The following is a 21,527-nucleotide window of genomic DNA, read 5'->3' as shown; positions in this document are numbered from 1 at the left end:
AAAGTCCTTATGAAAAAATCTTTCATCAAAAAAATATTCTCTTTTAACAAATCTAAAGAGCAGGAAATGGAAAAAACTTCTATTCCTCATGAAGCCGAGAAGAGAGAAGAGAGCGAATATAAAAGTATAAAAAATAATCAGTTCTCTGTAGATAGTGAAAAAGAAGAACAGGGTGCTAGTCAAAATACAGCATCTGTAAAGAGTGATGAAAAAAATCCATCTTTTGAACCACATTCTGGCAAAATAATTGTTACAGATACGATCCGTGAAAAAAAAATTGAAGAGTTTTCACTTGAAGCTCCTCTTGAACAGAAAAAAACAGCGTGGTTTGGACGCCTAAAAAAAGGGTTAGCTCTTTCTTCACAACGTTTAAGTGGGTCGATTAGTGATCTTTTTGTTAAGGGAAAACTTGATGAAGACACATTGCAAGAACTGGAAGATATTCTTATTCAAGCTGATCTTGGTGTAGAAACGGCAACACGAATCACCAACATTTTAGCTTCTAACCGTTATGAAAAAAAATTATCTCCAGATGACATTCAGACTATCGTAGCTGAAGAAATCAAAAAAGTATTGGAACCTGTTGCAATTCCACTAGAACTTGATCTTCATCATAAGCCTCATGTTATTTTATTGGTAGGAGTGAATGGCACTGGAAAAACGACAACTATTGGAAAACTTGCAGCAAAACTCACCGCAGGAGGATTAAAAGTTATGCTGGCTGCTGGTGACACATTTCGTGCTGCTGCTATTGAACAATTACATATTTGGGGTGAACGCACCGGATCTCCTGTTATTTCAACAAAACTAGGAGCAGATGCTGCTAGTTTGGCATTTGATGCTTATGAAAAAGCAAAAAAAGCAAACAGTGATGTATTAATTATTGATACAGCTGGACGCTTACAAAACAAAACTGAGCTGATGGATGAATTAGCCAAAATTATTCGTGTTCTAAATAAAAACTCCCCCCAAGCACCTCATACAATCCTTCAAACACTTGATGCAACCACTGGGCAAAATGCTCTAAACCAAGTGGATATTTTCCGTGATATTGCTGGTGTTACTGGTCTCATCATGACAAAGCTCGATGGCACTGCACGGGGAGGAATTCTTGTTGCCATTGCAGCAAAATATAAATTACCCGTTTATTTTATCGGTATAGGAGAGAATACAGAGGATCTTCAACCTTTTTCTGCTTCTGACTTTGCCGAAACTATTGCAGGAAAATACGCATGAAAAAAACTTCATTTAAGCCTCATTCACATAAAAATCTCGATTTGAATAATATCAATGATAATCAAAAAAATCTCTCTTCACCCACACTTAAGTTTTTCTTGGAAATGGGGCCACTGGTTATCTTCTTTCTTGCTAATTATAAGGGCGAGTGGTTGATAAATAACGTTGAAATTTTTAAAAATTTTAGCAAACCCATTTTTCCTGCAACAGCTATTTTCATGGTAGCGATCATAGTAGCACTGAGTTTATCATGGGTTCTTACACGAAAAATTCCCATAATGCCTCTTATCTCAGGAATATTCGTTCTGGTCTTTGGATTTTTAACTCTTTGGCTTCATAATGACACTTTTATAAAAATGAAACCAACAATCATTAATAGCTTATTTGCTTTTATTCTTTTTGGTGGCATGCTTTTTAAAAAACCACTTTTGCGCTATGCTCTTGATTCTACTTTAAAACTTGATGATTTAGGATGGCAAAAACTTACATATCGCTGGGCATTTTTTTTCGTTTTTCTTGCTCTTTTGAATGAAGTTGTTTGGCGTAATTTTAGCGATAATTTTTGGACGAGTTTTAAAGTATTTGGTGTCATGCCTATAACAGTTCTCTTTATGCTTACCCAAATGCCTCTTATACTTAAACATTCAAAAGGACTTTTTACAGAAGAGGACAAAGCTGATTTTTAAAATAACACCTCCATCACGACAAATTATTTTGCAGATTTACCGCTGCACACTGATCACGGAGAAAAGATGTGTTAATTGAGCAGTTTATCTGTCGAGAAGATAATTTTGGTGTACTTATTCATGATGAAAAAAGCGGTTACACAGCCGCAATTGATGCATCTGAAAGCAAACCTATTCAGAGAGCCTTAAAACGCCGTAACTGGACACTTCAAACTATTTTTGTAACGCATCATCATCATGATCATATAGAAGCATTGGAAGAATTAAAACAAGTTTATAAAGCTGTAGTTATTGGACCAGAAGCGGAAAAAGAAAAGATTCATCATCTTGACCGAACGCTTCAACCTGATGAAAGTTTTTTCTTTGGCACATGCCCGCTTTTAGCTCTTTCAACACCTGGTCATACTTTAGGTGCATTATCTTACTATTTTCCGGAAGATGGTTTACTCTTTGCTGGAGATACACTTTTTTCGCTCGGCTGTGGGCGTCTTTTTGAAGGAACACCGGCTCAAATGCTCAACTCTTTAAAAAAACTTCGTCAACTTCCCGATGAAACGCTTCTTTATTGTGGTCATGAATATACTAAAATCAATGCTCTTTTTGCTTTAACAATTGACCCACACAATCAAAAACTTCATCAAAGGGTAGAAGAAGTTTTTTTACTACGTGCAAAAAACGCTATGACTTTACCAGTCACCTTAGAGCAAGAAAAAGCTACCAATCCCTTTCTCCGCTGGGATGATTGTGCTTTACGAAAAAATCTTGCGATGGAGAAAGAGACAGACGAAGAAATTTTTGCTGAAATCCGAAGAAGAAAAGATTATTTCTAGCCATGTTTAAGTTCGTATTACGTTTATTTCCTCTTTTTCTTTTTGGGCTATACACCCAAATAACAATGGCAAAAGAAACGGACAATCAGTTTGATTTCCCATATGTCATAGCAAACTATACCTTAACTGAAGATTTCCTTTTTAAAATGGAAAAAATTGAAAAAGAATGTAAAAACACACCACCAGAGCCAGAAACATCCGAAACGAAATATTATGGCGGTAGTATTGAAAAACAGATCACTACTATTTCTAATCGGCCAAAACTAATGAAGATTTTAAGAAAAAATAATATTACACCAAAAGAGTTTGTTATTGGCTCTATGGCACTTCAAACAACATTAATAATGCTTTTTAATAAACCTTCTCCTGAAGATTTTAAAAGAGAAGGTCTTTCTTCACTTGAAAAAAATTCCATATTTTTAAGCAATTTGGAGTTTGGTAAAAAACATCTGTATAGAATGATATCTGTTTTAAAGGAAACTTGTAGATAGAATCCAAACTATTTAAAGCGATTTCTTAACGACACAACACCCCATTAATTTTGCAAACGTCGGCAAATATCATCCAATTGTTCTAATGAAGAATAATGTATTTTTAAATCACCACCTTTTTTACCATGCCTAATGATAACTTTCATTCCAATAACATCTGCAAGTAATTTTTCTAAAGATTTTGTTTCTGTATCTTTTTCTACAGCAGTTCGTTTTTTGACTTTAGGATTAGCCTGTTCATATGCAAGTATTTCGGTTTGACGCACAGAGAGTCCTTCACGAATAATCTTTTCAGCTAAATCTTGTGGATTATCAACAGTAATAAGGCAGCGTGCATGACCTGCTGAAAGTTGTCCCTCTGTTAGAAATTGCTGTACTTTTTGTGGAAGCTTTAATAAACGAAGCGTATTAGCAACATGGCTCCGACTTTTTCCAATGACTTGTGCCAAATCTGCTTGCGTATATCCATGTTCATTTAACAAAATTTCATAACCCATTGCTTCTTCAATAGGGTTAAGATCAGCACGCTGAACATTTTCAATAATTGCCAATTCTAAAGCTGTTTTATCATCGACATCGCGAACAATAACAGGCAATTTACTTAAATTGGCTCGCTGTGCAGCACGCCACCGCCGTTCGCCAGCAATCAACTCAAACCGATGAGGATGATCGCGTGAAGGTCTTACAACAACAGGTTGAACAACACCATGCTGACGAATTGATTGTGCTAAATTATCAAGTTCTGAATCGGTAAAATGGCGCCGTGGATTATGTGGATTGCACGAAATAGATTCAAGTGGAACAAATCGCTCAGAAACAGAAGAAACTGTATTGAACTCTGTCAATTTGTCGGTATTTGATGAACGTTTAAGATCGTTGTTTAAATTGATATCCCCAATCAATGCTGCCAACCCACGACCCAGTCTTTTTTTTGATTGATCATCATTCATAATCTTGCTCTTTGCTTTTTCTTATAAAAATCTTTTTTTACATTTTTAAGCAGCCGCATGTGCTTGTTTTTCACGTTGAATTACTTCCGATGCTAAACGTAAATAAGCTTGGCTACCAGCACATGTTAAATCATAAAGCAATACTGGTTTACCAAAGGAAGGAGCTTCTGATACGCGCACATTTCGTGGAATAACGGTGCGATAAACTTTATCTCCCATAAAAGAACGGACATCTTCGACAACTTGATTTGAAAGATTATTACGTCCATCATACATGGTTAAAACAATACCTTGAATTTCTAGAGAAGGGTTAAGAACGGATCGTACTTGTTTTACTGTTTCAAGCAATTGACTTAAACCTTCAAGTGCTAAAAATTCGCATTGCATAGGCACTAAAACAGAATCTGCAGCCCCCATAGCATTGAGCGTGAGAAGATTAAGAGATGGAGGACAATCAATGAGAATATAACTGTATTTATTTTCCATCTTTGGATCATCACAGAGTGCTTTACGTAATCGTTGTATGCGGTCTTGTGACGAAGCAATTTCCATTTCTACTCCTAGAAGATCAAGAGTAGAGGGTACAATATGGAGATTGGGAACAGCTGTTTTTAACGCTGCTTGTGTGACTGAAATCCCCGAAACAAGCACATCATAAGATGATAAAGGACGGCTATTACGATCAATTCCTAATCCCGTACTTGCATTTCCTTGTGGATCAACATCCATAATGAGAACATTTTCACCAATAGCTGCCAAAGCGGTTGCAAGATTAATTGCTGTGGTTGTTTTGCCGACCCCACCTTTTTGGTTTGCAATAGCGATAATCCGTGTTTCGCTCATTTTGCCTTACCCTCTACTGATCGAATATGAGAAATTTCTAAAATAACAGAACTTTCATCAATTTTACTCTTATGTTTTAGCAGATCAAACTGCCAATTGGCAGAGGCATTTTTTATTTCTGTAGCGTAATCCCGACCTTTTTGCAAAAGAGCTATTGTTTTTTTTGTTGATAAAGGAAAAATAAGCCGTAAAAGAGCATCGAGAGAAGCTAATCCTCGTGCTGTTATCACTTCTGGCAGTGTTATTTTTTTATACACATTCTCAATTCTACAGTGATAAACCGTTGCAGGAAGATTAAGTTGAGTAATAACCGTTCGTAAAAAAGCGACCTTTTTTCCATTACTCTCAACGAGATCAATATGCCCTGTTTTTTTTTCTTTCAGAAAAATGGCAAGAACAATAGCGGGAAATCCACCACCTGATCCAAGATCACACCAATGCAAAAAATCACTGTGGAGAGGGTAGATTTGCGCTGAATCTAAAATATGACGTGTCCACAAAACTGGAACTGTTGTAGGAGATATTAAATTAATATGCCTATTCCATTGCATTATCAAAGATTCAAATTGTATTAAATCTTTCATCGTTTCACGTGAAACAGAAGGAACAATATTTAAGAGTTCTTGATATTTTTTTTCTGTAGAAAGATCCATTAAGCTGATTTAGCCTTTTCACGCCGTTGACGTTGAATATACGTAATAATAAGTGATAATGCCGCTGGTGTCATTCCATCAATTTTTTGAGCATCTGCAATTGAACGCGGCGATATTTTTTGAATTTTTACCTTTAATTCATTGGAAAGACCAGATATTGACTGAATATCCAAAGAAGGAGGAATTTCTAAACGTTCATCTCGCTGAAGAGATACAATATCTTGTGTTTGTTTTTCTAAATAAACTGCATATTGTGCTTCAATTTCTAAAGATTCAACGGTTTTAGGATCAATTGACTTCAATTGTGGCCAAAAATGTGAAAGACGCTCTATAGTCATATGAGGATAAGCAAGAAGATCATATGCCGAACGCCGAATTCCATCGTGATTTACTTGTAATCCATGAGCAGATGCTTCATTAGGCGTTAGAAAAAGTTCTTGGCATATTGATCGTGCTTGATCAAGACGTTGCTGTTTTTGCTTATAACAATCCAAACGTACTTTACTCACAAGATCCCACTTCTGTGCTAAAGGTGTTAAACGTGCATCAGCATTGTCAGATCGTAGAGACAAACGATATTCAGCACGTGATGTAAACATTCTATAGGGTTCACAAACTCCACGTGAAACTAAATCATCTACCATAACACCAATATAAGCTGTTGAACGGCTTATAAGCACTTCATCTAATTTACCCACTTTACGTGCAGCATTTAACCCAGCTAAAAGACCTTGTGCTGCAGCTTCTTCATATCCCGTCGTACCATTAATTTGCCCCGCTAAAAACAATCTTGGTAAAGAACGTAATTCTAAAGTTTTAGTTAATTGTTGTGGATTAACAAAATCATATTCAATAGCATAACCAGGTTGTAAAACCTCAGCATTTTCTAATCCTTCAATTGTTCTCAAAAAAGAAATTTGTACATCTTCAGGAAGAGAGGTAGAAAGGCCATTTGGATAAATAGTATCATTATCCAACCCTTCTGGTTCTAGAAAAATTTGATGTCCATCACGTTCCCCGAATTTAACAATTTTATCTTCAACAGAAGGGCAATAACGTGGTCCTAATCCTTCAATATTTCCAGAATATAAAGCAGACCTATGAATATTTTCACGAATGATTTGATGTGTTTTTGTATTTGTACGTGTTATTGCACACTCAATTTGTGGCTGTTCGATTTTTTCTGTTAAAAAAGAAAAAGGAACGGGATCTTCATCAGCTTGCTGTTTTTGGAGATAATCCCAACGAATTGTTTTTTTGCTAAGACGTGCAGGAGTCCCTGTTTTTAATCTCCCAAGATTTACATTATAACTTTTTAAACGTTCAGCAAGTTGTACACTCGACTTATCCCCCATACGTCCAGCAGCCCATGTTTTATCACCAATATGAATAAAACCATTTAAAAATGTACCTGTTGTTAAAACAACAGCACCTGAAAAAAATGTTCCTTGATTTTTTAAAACAACACCTGAAACGCAATTATCTTTAACAATAAGATCAACAACTTCATCTTCAACAAGAATGAGGTTATCTTGCTCTTGCAAAAGTTTTTGAATAGCTTTTTTATAGAGTTGTCTATCAGCTTGTGTACGAGGTCCTCTTACTGCTGGCCCCTTACGTCTATTGAGAAGTCTAAATTGAATTCCAGCAGCATCTGCTGCTCTTCCCATAAGGCCATCCAAAGCATCAACTTCACGAACCAGATGTCCTTTTCCAAGCCCACCAATAGCAGGGTTGCACGACATTGTTCCCACTGCTGATATTTTATGTGTAACAAGGGCTGTCCGTGCTCCAACACGAGCTGAAGCTGACGCAGCTTCACACCCCGCATGACCACCTCCAACAACAATAACATCATATAATTGCATCGTGATTCATTCCATAAAGAATCATTCTAAAGTTTCACGTGAAACAGGATATAAATTACATAATCTTTAAAATGTGTCTATGAAATAATCAATGTTTCACGTGAATCATTATTTACCAACACAAAACTCTGAAAAAATAATATCAAGTAAATCTTCAACATCTATATCTCCCGTAATCTTCCCAAGAAAATCACTCGCACGACGAAGATGTTCTGCACGTAAACTTAAATCAAGAGAAGTATAATTCACAGAAGCTTCAATTTCTTTAACAGCCTCCTTCAATAACTGAAGTTGCCTTTTACGTGCTGGGACAAGATTTCCAACTTCAGAAGCACGACGTAAACAAAATAACTCAAGTTCCTTAATAAAACAGTCAAAATTTAAACCAGTTAACGCAGAAAACCGTATAAAATAATGGGTTTTATTCTCTTCATAAAGGTCAAGCTTATTGGCAATATGCCATATTTCAGCTGATGTCTCTGGTAAATCAACTTTCTTAGGATTTCCCATATCATAAACTAAAATAACCAAATCAGCATCTCTAACATGCTGCTTAGCAACTTCTATTCCCAATTGTTCTATTTTGTTTTCTGTTTCTCTAAAACCAGCAGTATCTGTTAAAAAAACAGGTAAACCGCCGAGAATCAACCTCATTTCTAAAGCATCACGCGTTGTACCTTCTTCTTCTGATACAATAGAAATAGGTCTCCCAGCCAAACGATTCATAATGCTTGATTTTCCAGAATTTGGAGCACCAGCTATAACAATTTTTAATCCATCACGTAAAATACTTGCACGTTCTCCCTCATCAATATGTTCCTGAAGAGAAGTACAAAGATCTTCCATATCTTTCCAAACTTTATCAGATATTGAATTTGGGACATCAGCTTCATCAACAAAATCAAGTTCTGCTTCAATAAAAGCACGGGCCTTCATAAGTTTATGACGCCAATCACTATAAAGCGTTGTTAAACGCCCACTTGTCCCCATAATTGCTAAACGTCGCTGACTTTCCGTCTCTGCTTCTATTAAATCAGCAAGACCTTCTGCTTGAACAAGATCTAATTTTCCTTCCATAAACGCACGACGTGAAAACTCACCTGCTTCTGCAATACGGCATCCAGAAAATGTAGACAATTCATCGAGAAAACGATTAACAACCGCTTTTCCTCCATGCAAATGAAATTCTGCACAATCTTCACCTGTAAAACTATGAGGAGCAGGAAAAAAAACAGTCAAAGCAGAATCTAAAAAGCTCCCATCACGAGCAGTAAGATTTCCATAATGCATGAACCGCGCTTTTGGTAAACGGCCACAAAGCGTCTTAACGACATTTATCACATGAGGACCAGAAAGGCGAATGACTGCGACCCCTGAAGGCAACAATCCACTCGAAACAGCAAAGATTGTATCCACGGGATATATCCTAAACGAAAAACTTAATATTTCATGTATTCATTGAGTCAAAAAATTCACTATTATTTTTCGTTTGTTTTAATTTATCAATTAAAAATTCAATTGCATCCGTTACATTCATAGGCGTCAAAATACGACGAAGTACAAAAATTTTATGCAAGTCTTGCCGCGCTACCAAAAGCTCTTCCTTACGTGTTCCAGATTTCAAAATATCCATAGCAGGGAAAATACGCTTATCAGCAACTTTACGATCAAGAACAATTTCTGAGTTACCTGTTCCTTTGAATTCTTCAAAAATAACCTCATCCATACGACTACCGGTATCGATCAAAGCCGTTGCAATAATGGTTAAAGATCCACCTTCTTCAATATTACGTGCTGCACCAAAAAAACGCTTAGGACGCTGTAGAGCATTTGCATCAACACCACCTGTTAAAACCTTACCTGATGAAGGAACAACCGTATTATACGCACGCCCAAGACGTGTAATAGAATCGAGAAGAATAACGACATCACGCCCATGCTCAACAAGGCGTTTTGCTTTTTCAATAACCATTTCAGCTACTTGCACATGACGGATTGCTGGTTCATCAAAAGTAGAAGAAACGACTTCTCCTTTCACAGAACGTTGCATATCAGTAACTTCTTCTGGTCTTTCATCAATTAAAAGAACAATAAGATAACATTCAGGATGATTAGTGGTGATAGAATGGGCAATATTTTGAAGTAAAACTGTTTTCCCTGTTCGAGGAGGTGCTACAATTAATCCTCTCTGTCCCTTTCCCAATGGAGATATTAAATCAATCACCCGCGATGACATATCCTTCTCTGTAGGATCTTGTATTTCCATTTGAAAACGTTCATTTGAGTAAAGAGGAGTGAGATTATCAAAGTGGATTTTATAACGAATTTTTTCAGGATCTTCAAAATTAATTGTATTAATTTTAAGAAGAGCAAAATAACGTTCTCCTTCTTTTGGACTACGTATAAATCCTTCAACAGTATCACCTGTTTTTAAAGAAAATGACTGGATTTGTGCAGGAGAAAGATAAATATCATCAGGTCCTGGAAGATAATTAGCATCAGCGGACCGTAAAAATCCAAATCCATCTTGTAAAACTTCAACGACTCCTTCTCCGATAATTTCGACATCTTGCAAAGCAAGTTTTTTCAAAATAGCAAACATTAATTCTTGTTTTCGCATCAAGGAAGCATTTTCAACTTCTAATGTTTCAGCGAAAGAAACAAGTTCAACGGGATTTTTACTTTTAAGTTCTTGTAGTTTCATTTCTTGCATCAAATATGCTCTTTAAATGGTGAAGGAGATTGTTCTTGAATTAATTATGGAAAATTTAAAGAACGAAACATTCTTATAAGAAAAAATTATTCTACACTCAATTTTTTCAATCTGCAAGCATCATTTGTACGAATTATTTTCTTATAAAATTAAGTAATTTTACAAAAAAAATATATAAATTGAAAAAATCAAAGAGAAATCATTTTATTAAAGAATTATATAAAACATAACTCATTGTAAAATAATATTTATTTTTGATCTATAAAGGTAAAATTATTCTACATCATTGATAAATTAATTTTAAAATTATTTTCAGTTTATACAGATTTTTTGTATTAATAAATTTTATTAAAGAGAGGTATTTTTCTTATTTATGCCTGTGTTTAATGTGAATTATAAGTTATACTTTATTTATCCTCAATTTTATCCACAAAGACAAAAGAAAAAAAGACAAGCATAACATTCTTTTAAAGGCATTATCCCTGTTATTTTATCATAAAAGGGCTTTCATTATCACAACAATTCAATTTGTGCATAATAATGGAGAAATTCTCCTAAATTTTAGTTTCATAAAAAATGATGAGGATATATACACATTTGTTAACAAGGAGTTAAAATTTTTGTGACAAGAGAAAAAAAATCCTTTCATTTACACATGCTTTCTGATGCAACAGGAGAAACACTCATTTCTGTTGGAAGAGCCGTTGCAGCACAATATACAATGAGTCAAACAACAGAGCATATCTATCCAATGATTCGTAATGAAATACAGTTGCAGAGAGCTCTTGATGAAATACAACAAGAGCCGGGTATTGTTCTTTACACAATCATTGATGAAAAAATTAAATGCCTTCTTAGGAGAAGATGTGAAAAGATAAAAATTCCTTGTATTGACATACTACAGCCTGTTCTAGATGCTTTTCAGTCTTATCTTGGAATGCCAACAAGTTTACGTGCGAGTGCACAGCATGATCTCAATGCAGATTACTTTCGCCGTATTGATGCATTGGATTTTACTATAGAACATGATGATGGGCAGTCTTCTAGTGATTTATCAGATGCTGATGTGATCCTTGTAGGAATTTCAAGAACCTCTAAAACACCTACGAGTATCTATTTAGCAAATCGTGGAATCAAGACAGCTAATATTCCTCTGATTCCAGGTATTGATTTACCAGAATCCCTTTTAGAAGCAAAAAATGCTTTGATTATCGGTTTAATCGCTTCAGCTGAAAGAATCTCACATATTCGTCAAAATCGGGATTTGGGAGAGCGTATTGAAAGTTATACTAATCGTGTGAATATAGCTGAAGAATTGACTTATGCAAAACGCATTTGCGAACGTTTTGGTTGGCCTATAATTGATGTCACAAGACGTTCTATTGAAGAAACAGCTGCAGCTATATTCGAACTTTTGTCGCGATTTCGTGAAGGGAAATGAGAAAAATATGGCAGAAAAAACGTTAATATTAGCATCCCTTAGTTTTTATCGTGCACAATTATTAAAAAAAGCAGGTTTAAAGTTTTTCATTGAAGGAGCTTCTTTTGATGAAAGAGAAATAGAAAAAATAGGAGAAACAAAGGCTCCTAAAAAACTTAGTTGTTTTCTTGCAAGTGCAAAGGCAAAAGATGTTTCTGACCGCTTTCCAGATGCCTTTGTTATTGGTTGTGATCAAGTGCTTGATTTAGAGGGACAAATTTTTCATAAAGTCACAACTGAAAAGGAAGCGCATCAACGTTTATGTGATTTATCAGGAAAAACCCATTCTCTTCATAGTGCAGTGGCTTTATTTCAGAATGGCAAAGAAATTTGGGTGGAAGCTTTTAGTGCACATATGTTAGTACGTCCTCTATCATCAGAGTTTATTGAACGTTATTTAGCACGTGTAGGACCAGATGTTTTTAACAGTGTAGGGGTATATCAAATTGAAGGGGAAGGAATCCATCTTTTTGAGAAAATTGATGGGGATTTTTTTACCATTATTGGTTTACCCTTATTACCTTTATTAGCAAAATTACGGCATTTTGGGATTATTGATGGTTGATACAATAATAAGGTGTAAAAAAACAATTCCACGTGCTTTTGTTGTTGGTACTCCTATTCATCATTCAAAATCACCAAAAATTCACAATTTTTGGCTTAAACACCATAATTTACAAGGTGAATATCTAGCTCAGGAAGTAAGCTCTGAAGAATTTAGAGATTTTTTCAGATCTATACAAAAAAGAGGTTTTTGTGGGGGAAATGTCACTCTACCTTATAAACAGGAAGCTTTTCACTTAGCGCATCTTAAAGACAATGTAGCAACAATGATTGGTGCTGTTAATACACTATGGTATGAAGGGAATAAGCTTTGTGCAACAAATAGTGATGCCTATGGTTTTAGCGCTAATCTTGATGATTTTGTCCCTGGTTGGGGGGGAGAAACAGCACTTGTTTTTGGTGCGGGTGGCGCTGCCCGTGCTGTCCTGTACGCTTTAAAAAAACGTGGATTTGAACGTATTTTTTTACTTAATCGCACAAAAAAACGTGCAGATGATTTGGCCGAATATTTTGGAAATCCTGTTGAAGTTTACGACTGGCATCGCGCTGGTGAAATACTTGACCAAGCTGATTTAATTGTCAACACAACTTCTGTAGGTATGACAACCACACATGAGAAAGAAAGTAATTCTTCTTTTTGCGATTTTGATAAAACAAAAGCAACGGCGTTAGTGACAGATATTGTTTACACGCCATTGATAACACCTTTTTTACAACAAGCAAAAGCACATGGCTTAAAAATAGTGGATGGGCTTGGTATGCTTTTACATCAAGCTGTTCCTGGTTTTGAAAGATGGTTTGGAATAAGACCGCAGGTTACAAAAACACTACGAACAGAAATTTTAAAGGATATAGGTGAAGAGACAGGATGAAAATCATAGGGTTGACCGGATCAATCGCTATGGGAAAATCAACAGTTGCTGATTTTTTCAAACAAGCTGGTATTTCTGTTTTTAGTGCTGATGATGCAGTGCATCAGCTTTATAAAAGTGAGCCAACTTTATCCTTCATAGCGCGTACATTTCCGAATGTTGTTGAAAATGGCAAAGTTAATCGCCTCAAGCTTTCGGAGATTTTGATCAACGATAATGAAAAATTACAAACATTAGAAAAAATAATTCATCCTTTGGTACAAAAAAAAGAAAAAGAGTTTATTGATACAGCACACAAACAGGGAAAAAAATTGGTTGTTCTTGATATTCCCCTTCTTTTTGAAACAAATGGTGAAAAACGTGTAGACAAGGTTGTTGTTGTTTCTGCTCCATTAGCAATACAAAAAGAGCGTGCTATGATTCGCCCAAATATGAATGAAAAAAAATTTGCCTTTATTCAAGCGAGGCAAATGTCTGATGAAAAAAAACGAAAACGTGCTGATTTTATTATTGATACAGGAAAAGATTTAGAGAATACACGTCAACAAGTTTTTTGCGTGATAAAAAAATTACTAGAGAACTGAAATAATGCGTGAAATTATTTTTGATACAGAAACAACGGGTTTAGATAAAGAGAAAGATCGCATAATCGAAATTGGTTGTGTAGAGATGGTTAATCGTTATCTTACAGGACGCCGATTTCATGTCTATTTGAACCCTCAAGGCGTTATTATTCCTGATGAAGTTGTAGCAATTCATGGATTGACCAATGAACGCTTAAAGAATGAAAAAAGCTTTAGTGATATTGCTGATGAATTTTTGGAGTTTATCAATGGTGCAACAATGATTGCGCATAATGCGAGTTTTGATATTGGCTTCCTTAATGCAGAGTTAGGACGAGCGAATAAACCACTTATCAGTGTTGACAATATTCTTGATACATTGGCTATGGCGCGACGTAAATTTCCCATGGGACCTAATTCACTTGATATTTTATGCAAGCGTTTTGGTATTGATAACAGTCATCGTGTTCTTCATGGTGCTTTGCTTGATGCGGAGATTCTCGCTGATGTTTATATTGAACTCATTGGAGGAAAACAGGGTGTATTAGGTTTCGATAAAAAGGGGAGTATTGATAAAGATACCCAGAATGACAAAGATTCTTTCTACGCAGTTAAATTTCGTCCACAGGCCTTACCTTCAAGACTAACTGCACAAGAAAGAAGGTTGCATGCTAATTTTATCAACAAAATGGGTGAAAAGGCTCTGTGGAATGATTTCAAGATTCCTGAGTAATTTACCGCTCTTTTTCTTTAAAAAATTATTTAAAAGTCTAAGAAAAATAAGATTTCTAAAAACATCATCCCAAAAAATATGGTCGTTGTGGGGAGGGGAACACCACAACGACCCTGTCGATACATCGTACCTCAGCTATCATAGGAGGAGCAAAATGAAAGCTATTATATCCTGTAACAGCAAAGAAAAGCTCTAGGTACGAACTATAAAGTGTAACGACTTCACACCTTATGGAAATAAAAAATGGCTTTTTAGAGGCAATTCGATAAATTTTAAAAAAGAATAAAAAAAATATATAAAAGTGAATTGTTTTTTGGCTGAAATGGAGAAATAAAATTGTCATGAAAGCAACAGATCATCTTTTTTTGGTTGATGGATCGGGCTATATTTTTCGTGCTTATTATGCTTTGCCACCTTTAAAGCGCAAAAAGGATGGTCTTCCTGTAGGAGCTGTGGCTGGCTTTTGTAATATGCTGTGGAAAATGCTCTGTGATGCGCGAAATACAGCGACTGGTGTTGTTCCAACACATTTTGCTGTTATTTTTGATTATTCATCTGATACATTTCGGAAAAAAATTTATCCACAATATAAAGCGAATCGAGAAACACCTCCTGAAGATCTTATTCCTCAATTTGCTCTCATACGCCAAGCAACAAAGGCTTTTAATTTACCTTGTATAGAAAAGGAAGGATTTGAGGCGGATGATCTCATTGCTACTTATGCACAACAGGCAACGAAGGTTGGAGCAAAAACAACGATTATTTCTTCTGACAAAGATCTTATGCAGTTGGTGAATACGCACGTATCTTTGTATGATGGAATGAAAGATAAGCATATCGGTATTTCTGAGGTTATAGAAAAATGGGGTGTTGCGCCTGAAAAAATGGTCGATTTGCAGGCTTTGATTGGAGATCCGACAGATAATGTACCAGGTATTCCAGGGATTGGCCCAAAAATTGCAGCCCAATTGCTAGATCAATTTGGCACGCTCGATATTTTATTGCAACGCGTATCAGAAGTTAAGCAAACAAAACGACGTGAAAATCTTCAAGCTTATAGTGAACAGGCAAAGATTTCTCGTGAATTGGTTCGGCTTAAAGTGGATGTGCCTATAGACAATAGTTTAGATGATTTTGTTTTGGAATCGCAAGATGGTCCGCGTTTAATTGCTTTTCTTAAGGCCATGGAATTTACGTCATTAACACGTCGTGTGGCAGAGGCAACAGAATGTGATGCAGCAGTTATTGATGCAGTTGATATCAATGTTGCGTGGACGGGTTGTGTACAGGAGATTGATCATGATATTAAGAAAGCTGAGAGAGTATCTTCTCACGGTTTTTCTGAAAATTCCCCCCAAGTGTTAGCACAAAAACGTAAAGATCAAGCACGAACGCAAAAAATTACAAGAGATACTTATACGACTATTCTTGATGAAGAAGTTTTGAAAGAATGGCTCTTGGAAGCGCAAGAGCAAGGTTTTTTCGCTTTTGATACTGAAACGACTTCACTTGATCCATTGCAAGCAAAGCTGGTTGGTTTTTCATTGGCATTACAGCCGGAAAAAGCAGCTTATGTGCCTCTTGAACATGTTGAAGGGGGAGATGATCTTTTAGGGGGCGGGCGTATTGCTGAACAGATTGAAACACAAAAGGCTTTAGCACTTTTAAAGCCGATATTAGAAAATCAAGCAGTATTAAAAATTGGACAGAATATAAAATATGATTGGTTAGTGATGAAACAACATGGCATTGTGATAAGCTCTTTTGATGACACTATGCTTTTATCATATGCTTTAGATGCTGGAACTTTAACACATAATATGGATGATTTATCCGAACGTTGGCTTAGGCATAAATCGATTGCTTATAAGGATTTAACGTATAATGGGAAAAAAATTACTTCTTTTGCGCAAGTAGACTTGAAACAAGCAACTCTTTATGCTGCTGAGGATGCTGATGTAACACTTCATTTGTGGAAAGTTTTAAAACCACAACTTGTAGCGCGGGGAATGACAAAAATTTATGAGCGTCTTGATCGACCTCTGATAGAAGTTCTTGCAAGAATGGAAGAGCGCGGGATTCTCATTGACAGACAGGTTTTATTACGTCTTTCAGGAGAATTAGCGCAGGCTGCTTCTATTTTGGAAGAAGAAATTTATCAGCTCGCTGGTGAAAAATTTAACCTTGCTTCACCAAAGCAATTAGGTGATATCCTTTTTGATAAAATAGGCTTGCCTGGTGGTGCTAAGACCAAAGGTGGGCAGTGGTCAACTTCTGCTCAGACCTTAGAAGAGTTGGCTGCTGAAGGTCATGTTTTGCCGCGTAAAATTATTGATTGGCGTCAACTTGCAAAACTAAAATCTACTTACACAGATGCTTTGCCTTCTTATATTTTGCCAAAAACAGGGCGTGTTCATACGAATTATTCTTTGGCAATAACATCAACGGGGCGGTTATCATCATCAGAACCTAATTTACAAAATATTCCTGTACGAACCGCTGAGGGGCGTAAAATACGAGCAGCTTTTATTGCTCCAAAAGGACATTTGCTGTTATCGGCTGATTATAGCCAGATTGAATTGCGTATTCTTGCGCATATTGCCAACATCACGGCGTTAAAAGAGGCTTTTGCACAAGGTCAGGATATTCATGCTATCACGGCATCACAAATGTTTGGAGTTCCTATAGAAGGGATGCATTCAGATGTACGACGCCGTGCAAAAGCAATTAATTTTGGTATTATTTACGGTATTTCAGCTTTTGGATTAGCCAATCAATTGGGTCTTTCACGACAAGAAGCAAGCCGTTATATTCAGCTTTATTTCGAAAGATTTCCAGGAATTAAAGACTATATGGAAACGACGAAAACATTTGCACGTGAAAATGGTTTTGTAGAGACAATTTTCGGACGTCGTATCCATTATCCAGAAATAAAAGCAGCGAGTCTACGAGTGCGTGCTTTTAATGAGCGGGCTGCTATTAATGCACCGATTCAAGGATCAGCAGCGGATATTATTCGCCGCGCCATGATTCAAATGGAAGCTGCTTTAGAAAAAGAAAAACTGTCAGCAAAAATGTTATTGCAAGTGCATGATGAGTTGATTTTTGAGGTACCGGAAAATGAAAGTGAAAAAACCATGGCTGTTGTTAAAGAGGTGATGGAAAATGCTACAATGCCAGTCCTTTCTTTATCTGTACCGCTTGAAGTGAAAGTAATGGTTGCTCAAAATTGGGATGAGGCACATTAGCCTTTTTCACTTATTTGGTTTTTAAGAATAGTTATAGCATTGGCAAGGTTAAGATAAGCTTTGATCGGCAAATGATCTGAAGCAATGCGTGCAAGCGGTGAATCATGATTTTCAATATTTATTACCAATTGTTGGGGAAAAGCAAAAATTCTATCAAGGGCAAGAAAAGGAAAACGAGAAGGAAAACTTGGCACGGTTCTAGGTGTGCTGTCAAAATAAGAAGAGAAATGGTTTAAAGATGAACCTTTTCCCACACGCCATTCGTTAAAATCCCCGATAAGGAGTGTCGGCATAAGGGGGCGTTTTTGTAAGAGTGCAAGGAGCATTTTTGTTTGCTGATTGCGAGAGTGGCGTAATAAGCCAAAATGAGCAGCAATAACACGAATAAGACCTGCGTCCATTTCCAGCTCTACAATCACAGCACCACGTGGTTCAATACCAGGAAGAGTGACTTGTAAGATATCACGTACACGTCCTTTTCGCATAAAAAGAGCGTTCCCATGCCATCCATGACCATGAGATGACATAGGATTTATGGGCACTCGAATCAGTCCCGTTTCAGTTTTTAAAAGTTGAAGATCAATTAAACCAACGCGCTCACCAAAACGTTTGTCTACTTCTTGAAGGGCAAGAATATCACTTTGCAATTCAGCAATGACATGTACAATACGCGTAGGATTGAAAACTTTATCGACACCTACACATTTATGGACATTATAGGAAGCGACACTAAGATCATAATGACTGTTCTGGTTGATAATGTTTGACTGATGATGAGAATGGTTGTGGAGAGTCTTTAAAAGAGAATTATGAAGCTTTTGCTGGATGAAGGCAGTGAGCCGAGGAAATTTCTGCTTGTAAGGCTTCTTTGTCATTTTATGAAGAGTGATGCCTAAAAGGTAGAGAATAAATGCTGGATTAAAAGCAAAAGAACCTTGTTTCCTTTGAGAAACAAGGTTCTTTAATTAAGTTATGGTTTTTGCAATCAGTCACGATTTGAGCCAAGAAACTGTAGCAAGAAGACAAACATATTAATGAAATCAAGGTAGAGATTTAATGCACCCATAATAACTTTACGACCTTGAGTATCAGCGCCGTCTCCCTCATAATACATTAATTTGATGTTCTGTGTATCGTAAGCTGTTAAACCAGCAAAGATAAACACGCCAATTACGGAGATGGCAAATTGCAAGGCACTTGATCCAAGGAAGATATTCACAATCATAGAAAGCATCAAACCAACCAAACCGATAAAAAGGAATGAACCTATCGCTGTTAGATCACGCTTTGTTGTATAACCATAAAGTGAAAGAGCACCAAAAGCTGCAGCAGTAATGACAAAAGTTTGCACAACACTTTCTGTCGTATAACGTAAAGTGATAGAGGAAAGTGAAAGACCAACCAGAGCAGCATAACCAAAAAAGAGGCTACGCGCTGCACTTGTACTCAATGTGTTGATTTTAAAACTAAGGAATAATACTGCCACAAGTGGTGCAAACATAACAATGTAGGAGAGTGGCGATGTGTAAAACGTTACTCCGAATGAAGTTAAGTAAACACTGCTATTGATTTGAGCGGCTGCTTGGCTCATATCTGTCGTTGTTGCTAATGATGCAATTGCATAAGCAGCAACAGCTGTAATAAGCAATCCAATGGTCATTGTATTATAAACGCCCAGCATATAGCTGCGCAATCCTTGATCAATTGATGCATCGGCATGGGAAACAGACGCCGAACGTAAATTTTTGAAATCAGCCATAATATAAAGTCCTTTAGCATATGTTCCACCAGATGTCGGGGTTAAAAGGTTTATCCCTTTATAACAGCAGGCTTGTGTAAACTCTCACTCGCCCTATATAACCAGTCCCAGGCGCCGCTGATGGAATTCCAGCATACCTCCTTTTATTATGGGGATTTATTTTAAAATTACAAGAGATTTTCGTTAGAAAGAAACCTTACAAATCGGTAAGGAAAAGGCTTATTTTGAGTAAAACTATAAAGTCTTTTTGTAAGAGTTTGTACATTTTTTGTAAGAATTTGTACAAAGGAAAAGCTTAGAATATGAGGTTACTTTATTGCCCATCACAATGATATTAATGTAAAATTCACGGAGCCTGACTATTTTTGCGTTTATGAAGATATAAGATGTAAGTAAATCATTATATTTTCGATCTTTCAGTATTATATCTATACAGTTCATCAAAGACAGAGTGAATTAAAAAAGTCTTTTCAAGATAGATGTAGATTCATCTGTTGATCTATTATTGAACGTTTTTTCGTGTTTCAGAATAAGATGATTTGAAAAAACAACAAACAACAATATCAAGGAATCTGAATTCTATATAAAAAATAATAAAGAATGATCTCCAAAATATAAGATGTAAAAATACGTACGCCTTGTAAACATACCCTAAAAAATGCAATGATCTTAAATAAATGAACAGGCTTTTATTGAGAAGATGTACGACTGGACTGATGTTTTGTTTTTATCCAAGTACGCAGTTCTTCAAAAAGGATAGCAATAACACCAAGTGTGATAAAACTATCGGCAAGATTGAAAATAGCAAAATAAAAAATATCATCGATATGAAAGAGTATGTAATCAGTAACATGGTGAAAGCGAATACGGTCAATAAGATTTCCCATTGCCCCACCAATAATAAGGGTAAGACCAAAACGCGTTAAAGATTTATGATACTCAATATTTTTCCAGAGCCATAAAAGAAAGACAAGGATAGCAAATGTAATGGCAATAAGTCCCCAGTGAGAAGAGGAAGAAAAAAACGAAAATGCGATACCAGAATTACGCACATGGTAGAGGGAAAGGAAAGGAAAAAGCGGGATTTCTGTTCCGAGGAGCATATTATGCATAACCCAATATTTGACTGCTTGATCAAGTCCTATAGTAAGTACCAAGCCAAGGAGAAAAAAAGGCAGTGATTTACGTATCATATTCTGTCCTCATACGTTCCAGTGTTAAATAAGGGCGGCGGATTTCATAAAGCATGAGAGCTGTTGCTATCGCTAGATTAAGCGAGTCGGCGCGTCCACTTTGTGGTATACGTGCGAGTTTATCACAACGATTTGCAAGAATATCTGGTAACCCCTGTTTTTCATTTCCCATGAGAAGTATAATAGGACCGTTTTTAAAATCAATTGTTCGATAATCCGTAGATCCTTTGAGATGTGTGCCAACAATCATGCCCTTAAAGTGAGCAGACCAGTTTAAAAAGGTGCTTTCATCCAAATGATAAAGCGGTATGGAGAAAATTGATCCCATTGTTGCACGTACTGTTTCGGGCGAAAAAGGATCTGTTGTTTCACCGATTAAAATGACACCTTTAGCTCCTACAGCATCAGCAGTGCGAATAATGGTTCCAAGATTTCCAGGATCACGCACGCGCTCAAGAGCAACATAAACATCTGTGACACGTCCTTTTATCGTTTCAAGGGATTGCCACTGTTGTTTGAAAATGCCAACAACTGTTTGCGGATTATCACGATGGGTAATGGATTCCATTACCTTTTCTGATGCTTTAATGACAAAGCCGCCATTGGCCACAGTACGTGCAGCGGTATTTTCGATAGCAGCATTACCAATTTTGCTTTTAGAAAAAATAAGTGTTTGTATAGTCCAGCCGAGATTGAGAGCATCAATCACCAATTTAAGCCCTTCTGCCATAAAGAGCCCTTCTCGATTACGGTTTTTCTTTTGGCTGAGTGCTCGAAGATTTTTGATGATAGGATTGCTAAGGGAGGTAATTTCTTTAACCTTACCAGTTTTGGGTATACACATA

At 36.4% G+C, this 21,527-nt stretch carries 20 protein-coding genes; 10 read left to right on the top strand and 10 right to left on the bottom strand.

Translation table 11 applies throughout. The features are described 5' to 3' along the window. Nucleotides 1–9 precede the first annotated feature (9 nt). The 4 genes from ftsY to ME1_RS01745 all read left to right on the top strand — a co-directional run bounded on the left by ftsY (nt 10) and on the right by ME1_RS01745 (nt 3,243). A complete protein-coding gene (gene ftsY, locus ME1_RS01760; protein ID WP_004862453.1) occupies nt 10–1,236 on the top strand; it encodes a signal recognition particle-docking protein FtsY in 1,227 nt (408 codons plus the stop codon). Continuing rightward, complete coding sequence (locus tag ME1_RS01755) at nt 1,233–1,922, top strand: septation protein A (RefSeq protein WP_004862452.1); 690 nt, start codon at nt 1,233–1,235, stop codon at nt 1,920–1,922. The genes ftsY and ME1_RS01755 overlap by 4 nt, the downstream gene beginning before the upstream one ends. Before the next feature lie 68 nt (nt 1,923–1,990). Next, on the top strand, nt 1,991–2,752 hold the full coding sequence (gene gloB / locus ME1_RS01750; RefSeq protein ID WP_004862451.1) for a hydroxyacylglutathione hydrolase: 762 nt from the start codon (nt 1,991–1,993) through the stop codon (nt 2,750–2,752). A gap of 2 nt (nt 2,753–2,754) precedes the next feature. Continuing rightward, nucleotides 2,755–3,243: a hypothetical protein gene (locus ME1_RS01745; RefSeq protein ID WP_004862450.1), complete on the top strand. Its 489-nt coding sequence runs from the start codon at nt 2,755–2,757 to the stop codon at nt 3,241–3,243. 44 nt (nt 3,244–3,287) lie between these two features. Here ME1_RS01745 and ME1_RS01740 read toward each other — a convergent pair whose 3' ends face one another. The 6 genes from ME1_RS01740 to rho form a co-directional block, all read right to left on the bottom strand. Further along, nucleotides 3,288–4,193, bottom strand: a complete 906-nt coding sequence (locus ME1_RS01740) for a ParB/RepB/Spo0J family partition protein (protein WP_004862438.1) — start codon at nt 4,191–4,193, stop codon at nt 3,288–3,290. A gap of 45 nt (nt 4,194–4,238) precedes the next feature. Further along, nucleotides 4,239–5,036: a ParA family protein gene (locus ME1_RS01735; RefSeq protein ID WP_004862436.1), complete on the bottom strand. Its 798-nt coding sequence runs from the start codon at nt 5,034–5,036 to the stop codon at nt 4,239–4,241. Beyond that, a complete protein-coding gene (gene rsmG / locus ME1_RS01730; protein ID WP_004862435.1) occupies nt 5,033–5,689 on the bottom strand; it encodes a 16S rRNA (guanine(527)-N(7))-methyltransferase RsmG in 657 nt (218 codons plus the stop codon). Before rsmG ends, ME1_RS01735 begins: the two co-directional genes overlap by 4 nt. Continuing rightward, nucleotides 5,689–7,557: a tRNA uridine-5-carboxymethylaminomethyl(34) synthesis enzyme MnmG gene (mnmG, locus tag ME1_RS01725; protein WP_004862433.1), complete on the bottom strand. Its 1,869-nt coding sequence runs from the start codon at nt 7,555–7,557 to the stop codon at nt 5,689–5,691. The genes rsmG and mnmG overlap by 1 nt, the downstream gene beginning before the upstream one ends. A gap of 108 nt (nt 7,558–7,665) precedes the next feature. Next, nucleotides 7,666–8,973 carry a tRNA uridine-5-carboxymethylaminomethyl(34) synthesis GTPase MnmE gene (gene mnmE, locus ME1_RS01720; RefSeq protein WP_004862431.1) on the bottom strand — a complete coding sequence of 436 codons (1,308 nt, stop codon included), beginning with the start codon at nt 8,971–8,973 and terminating at the stop codon, nt 7,666–7,668. Nucleotides 8,974–9,004: 31 nt separating this feature from the next. Next, complete coding sequence (rho, locus tag ME1_RS01715; RefSeq protein WP_004862429.1) at nt 9,005–10,270, bottom strand: transcription termination factor Rho; 1,266 nt, start codon at nt 10,268–10,270, stop codon at nt 9,005–9,007. A gap of 622 nt (nt 10,271–10,892) precedes the next feature. On the opposite strand from rho, the gene ME1_RS01710 reads away from it, so the two are divergent. The 6 genes from ME1_RS01710 to polA all read left to right on the top strand — a co-directional run bounded on the left by ME1_RS01710 (nt 10,893) and on the right by polA (nt 17,730). After that, a complete protein-coding gene (locus ME1_RS01710) occupies nt 10,893–11,711 on the top strand; it encodes a pyruvate, water dikinase regulatory protein (RefSeq protein WP_004862428.1) in 819 nt (272 codons plus the stop codon). Nucleotides 11,712–11,718: 7 nt separating this feature from the next. After that, on the top strand, nt 11,719–12,315 hold the full coding sequence (locus tag ME1_RS01705) for a Maf family nucleotide pyrophosphatase (RefSeq protein ID WP_004862426.1): 597 nt from the start codon (nt 11,719–11,721) through the stop codon (nt 12,313–12,315). Then, entirely contained in the window at nt 12,308–13,186 is an 879-nt protein-coding gene (locus ME1_RS01700; RefSeq protein WP_004862424.1) for a shikimate dehydrogenase, read from the top strand. The genes ME1_RS01705 and ME1_RS01700 overlap by 8 nt, the downstream gene beginning before the upstream one ends. Continuing rightward, nucleotides 13,183–13,770 carry a dephospho-CoA kinase gene (gene coaE, locus ME1_RS01695; protein ID WP_004862423.1) on the top strand — a complete coding sequence of 196 codons (588 nt, stop codon included), beginning with the start codon at nt 13,183–13,185 and terminating at the stop codon, nt 13,768–13,770. The genes ME1_RS01700 and coaE overlap by 4 nt, the downstream gene beginning before the upstream one ends. Nucleotides 13,771–13,774: 4 nt before the next feature. Continuing rightward, nucleotides 13,775–14,482: a DNA polymerase III subunit epsilon gene (dnaQ, locus tag ME1_RS01690; protein WP_004862421.1), complete on the top strand. Its 708-nt coding sequence runs from the start codon at nt 13,775–13,777 to the stop codon at nt 14,480–14,482. 341 nt (nt 14,483–14,823) lie between these two features. Continuing rightward, nucleotides 14,824–17,730 carry a DNA polymerase I gene (gene polA, locus ME1_RS01685; protein WP_004862420.1) on the top strand — a complete coding sequence of 969 codons (2,907 nt, stop codon included), beginning with the start codon at nt 14,824–14,826 and terminating at the stop codon, nt 17,728–17,730. Here polA and ME1_RS01680 read toward each other — a convergent pair. From ME1_RS01680 to ME1_RS01665, 4 genes are all read right to left on the bottom strand, one after another. Further along, nucleotides 17,727–18,605 (bottom strand): endonuclease/exonuclease/phosphatase family protein, encoded by an 879-nt coding sequence (locus ME1_RS01680; RefSeq protein ID WP_004862417.1) that lies wholly within the window; start codon nt 18,603–18,605, stop codon nt 17,727–17,729. The genes polA and ME1_RS01680 overlap by 4 nt on opposite strands. A gap of 110 nt (nt 18,606–18,715) precedes the next feature. Then, nucleotides 18,716–19,489: a Bax inhibitor-1/YccA family protein gene (locus tag ME1_RS01675; protein WP_004862415.1), complete on the bottom strand. Its 774-nt coding sequence runs from the start codon at nt 19,487–19,489 to the stop codon at nt 18,716–18,718. Between the two features lie 689 nt (nt 19,490–20,178). Further along, a complete protein-coding gene (lspA, locus tag ME1_RS01670) occupies nt 20,179–20,682 on the bottom strand; it encodes a signal peptidase II (RefSeq protein ID WP_004862413.1) in 504 nt (167 codons plus the stop codon). Then, complete coding sequence (locus tag ME1_RS01665; protein ID WP_004862411.1) at nt 20,672–21,526, bottom strand: TrmH family RNA methyltransferase; 855 nt, start codon at nt 21,524–21,526, stop codon at nt 20,672–20,674. The genes lspA and ME1_RS01665 overlap by 11 nt, the downstream gene beginning before the upstream one ends. Nucleotide 21,527: the final 1 nt, after the last annotated feature.

This window comes from Bartonella vinsonii subsp. arupensis OK-94-513, assembly GCF_000278235.1.
GTDB lineage: Bacteria > Pseudomonadota > Alphaproteobacteria > Rhizobiales > Rhizobiaceae > Bartonella > Bartonella arupensis.
The sequence above is the reverse complement of the archived record's forward strand: the minus strand, read 5'-3'. Positions and strand labels throughout refer to the sequence as shown.

What these genes read in the sequence shown, in the direction of transcription:
- ftsY (WP_004862453.1), top strand. Translation starts at nt 10, where the DNA reads ATGAAAAAATCTTTCATCAAAAAAATATTCTCTTTTAACAAATCTAAA.
- ME1_RS01705 (WP_004862426.1), top strand. Translation starts at nt 11,719, where the DNA reads ATGGCAGAAAAAACGTTAATATTAGCATCCCTTAGTTTTTATCGTGCA.
- dnaQ (WP_004862421.1), top strand. Translation starts at nt 13,775, where the DNA reads ATGCGTGAAATTATTTTTGATACAGAAACAACGGGTTTAGATAAAGAG.
- coaE (WP_004862423.1), top strand. Translation starts at nt 13,183, where the DNA reads ATGAAAATCATAGGGTTGACCGGATCAATCGCTATGGGAAAATCAACA.
- rsmG (WP_004862435.1), bottom strand. Translation starts at nt 5,689, where the DNA reads ATGGATCTTTCTACAGAAAAAAAATATCAAGAACTCTTAAATATTGTT.
- ME1_RS01665 (WP_004862411.1), bottom strand. Translation starts at nt 21,526, where the DNA reads ATGTGTATACCCAAAACTGGTAAGGTTAAAGAAATTACCTCCCTTAGC.
- ME1_RS01755 (WP_004862452.1), top strand. Translation starts at nt 1,233, where the DNA reads ATGAAAAAAACTTCATTTAAGCCTCATTCACATAAAAATCTCGATTTG.
- ME1_RS01675 (WP_004862415.1), bottom strand. Translation starts at nt 19,489, where the DNA reads ATGGCTGATTTCAAAAATTTACGTTCGGCGTCTGTTTCCCATGCCGAT.
- ME1_RS01735 (WP_004862436.1), bottom strand. Translation starts at nt 5,036, where the DNA reads ATGAGCGAAACACGGATTATCGCTATTGCAAACCAAAAAGGTGGGGTC.
- ME1_RS01745 (WP_004862450.1), top strand. Translation starts at nt 2,755, where the DNA reads ATGTTTAAGTTCGTATTACGTTTATTTCCTCTTTTTCTTTTTGGGCTA.
- rho (WP_004862429.1), bottom strand. Translation starts at nt 10,270, where the DNA reads ATGCAAGAAATGAAACTACAAGAACTTAAAAGTAAAAATCCCGTTGAA.
- lspA (WP_004862413.1), bottom strand. Translation starts at nt 20,682, where the DNA reads ATGATACGTAAATCACTGCCTTTTTTTCTCCTTGGCTTGGTACTTACT.
- ME1_RS01680 (WP_004862417.1), bottom strand. Translation starts at nt 18,605, where the DNA reads ATGACAAAGAAGCCTTACAAGCAGAAATTTCCTCGGCTCACTGCCTTC.
- polA (WP_004862420.1), top strand. Translation starts at nt 14,824, where the DNA reads ATGAAAGCAACAGATCATCTTTTTTTGGTTGATGGATCGGGCTATATT.
- ME1_RS01700 (WP_004862424.1), top strand. Translation starts at nt 12,308, where the DNA reads ATGGTTGATACAATAATAAGGTGTAAAAAAACAATTCCACGTGCTTTT.
- ME1_RS01740 (WP_004862438.1), bottom strand. Translation starts at nt 4,193, where the DNA reads ATGAATGATGATCAATCAAAAAAAAGACTGGGTCGTGGGTTGGCAGCA.
- mnmG (WP_004862433.1), bottom strand. Translation starts at nt 7,557, where the DNA reads ATGCAATTATATGATGTTATTGTTGTTGGAGGTGGTCATGCGGGGTGT.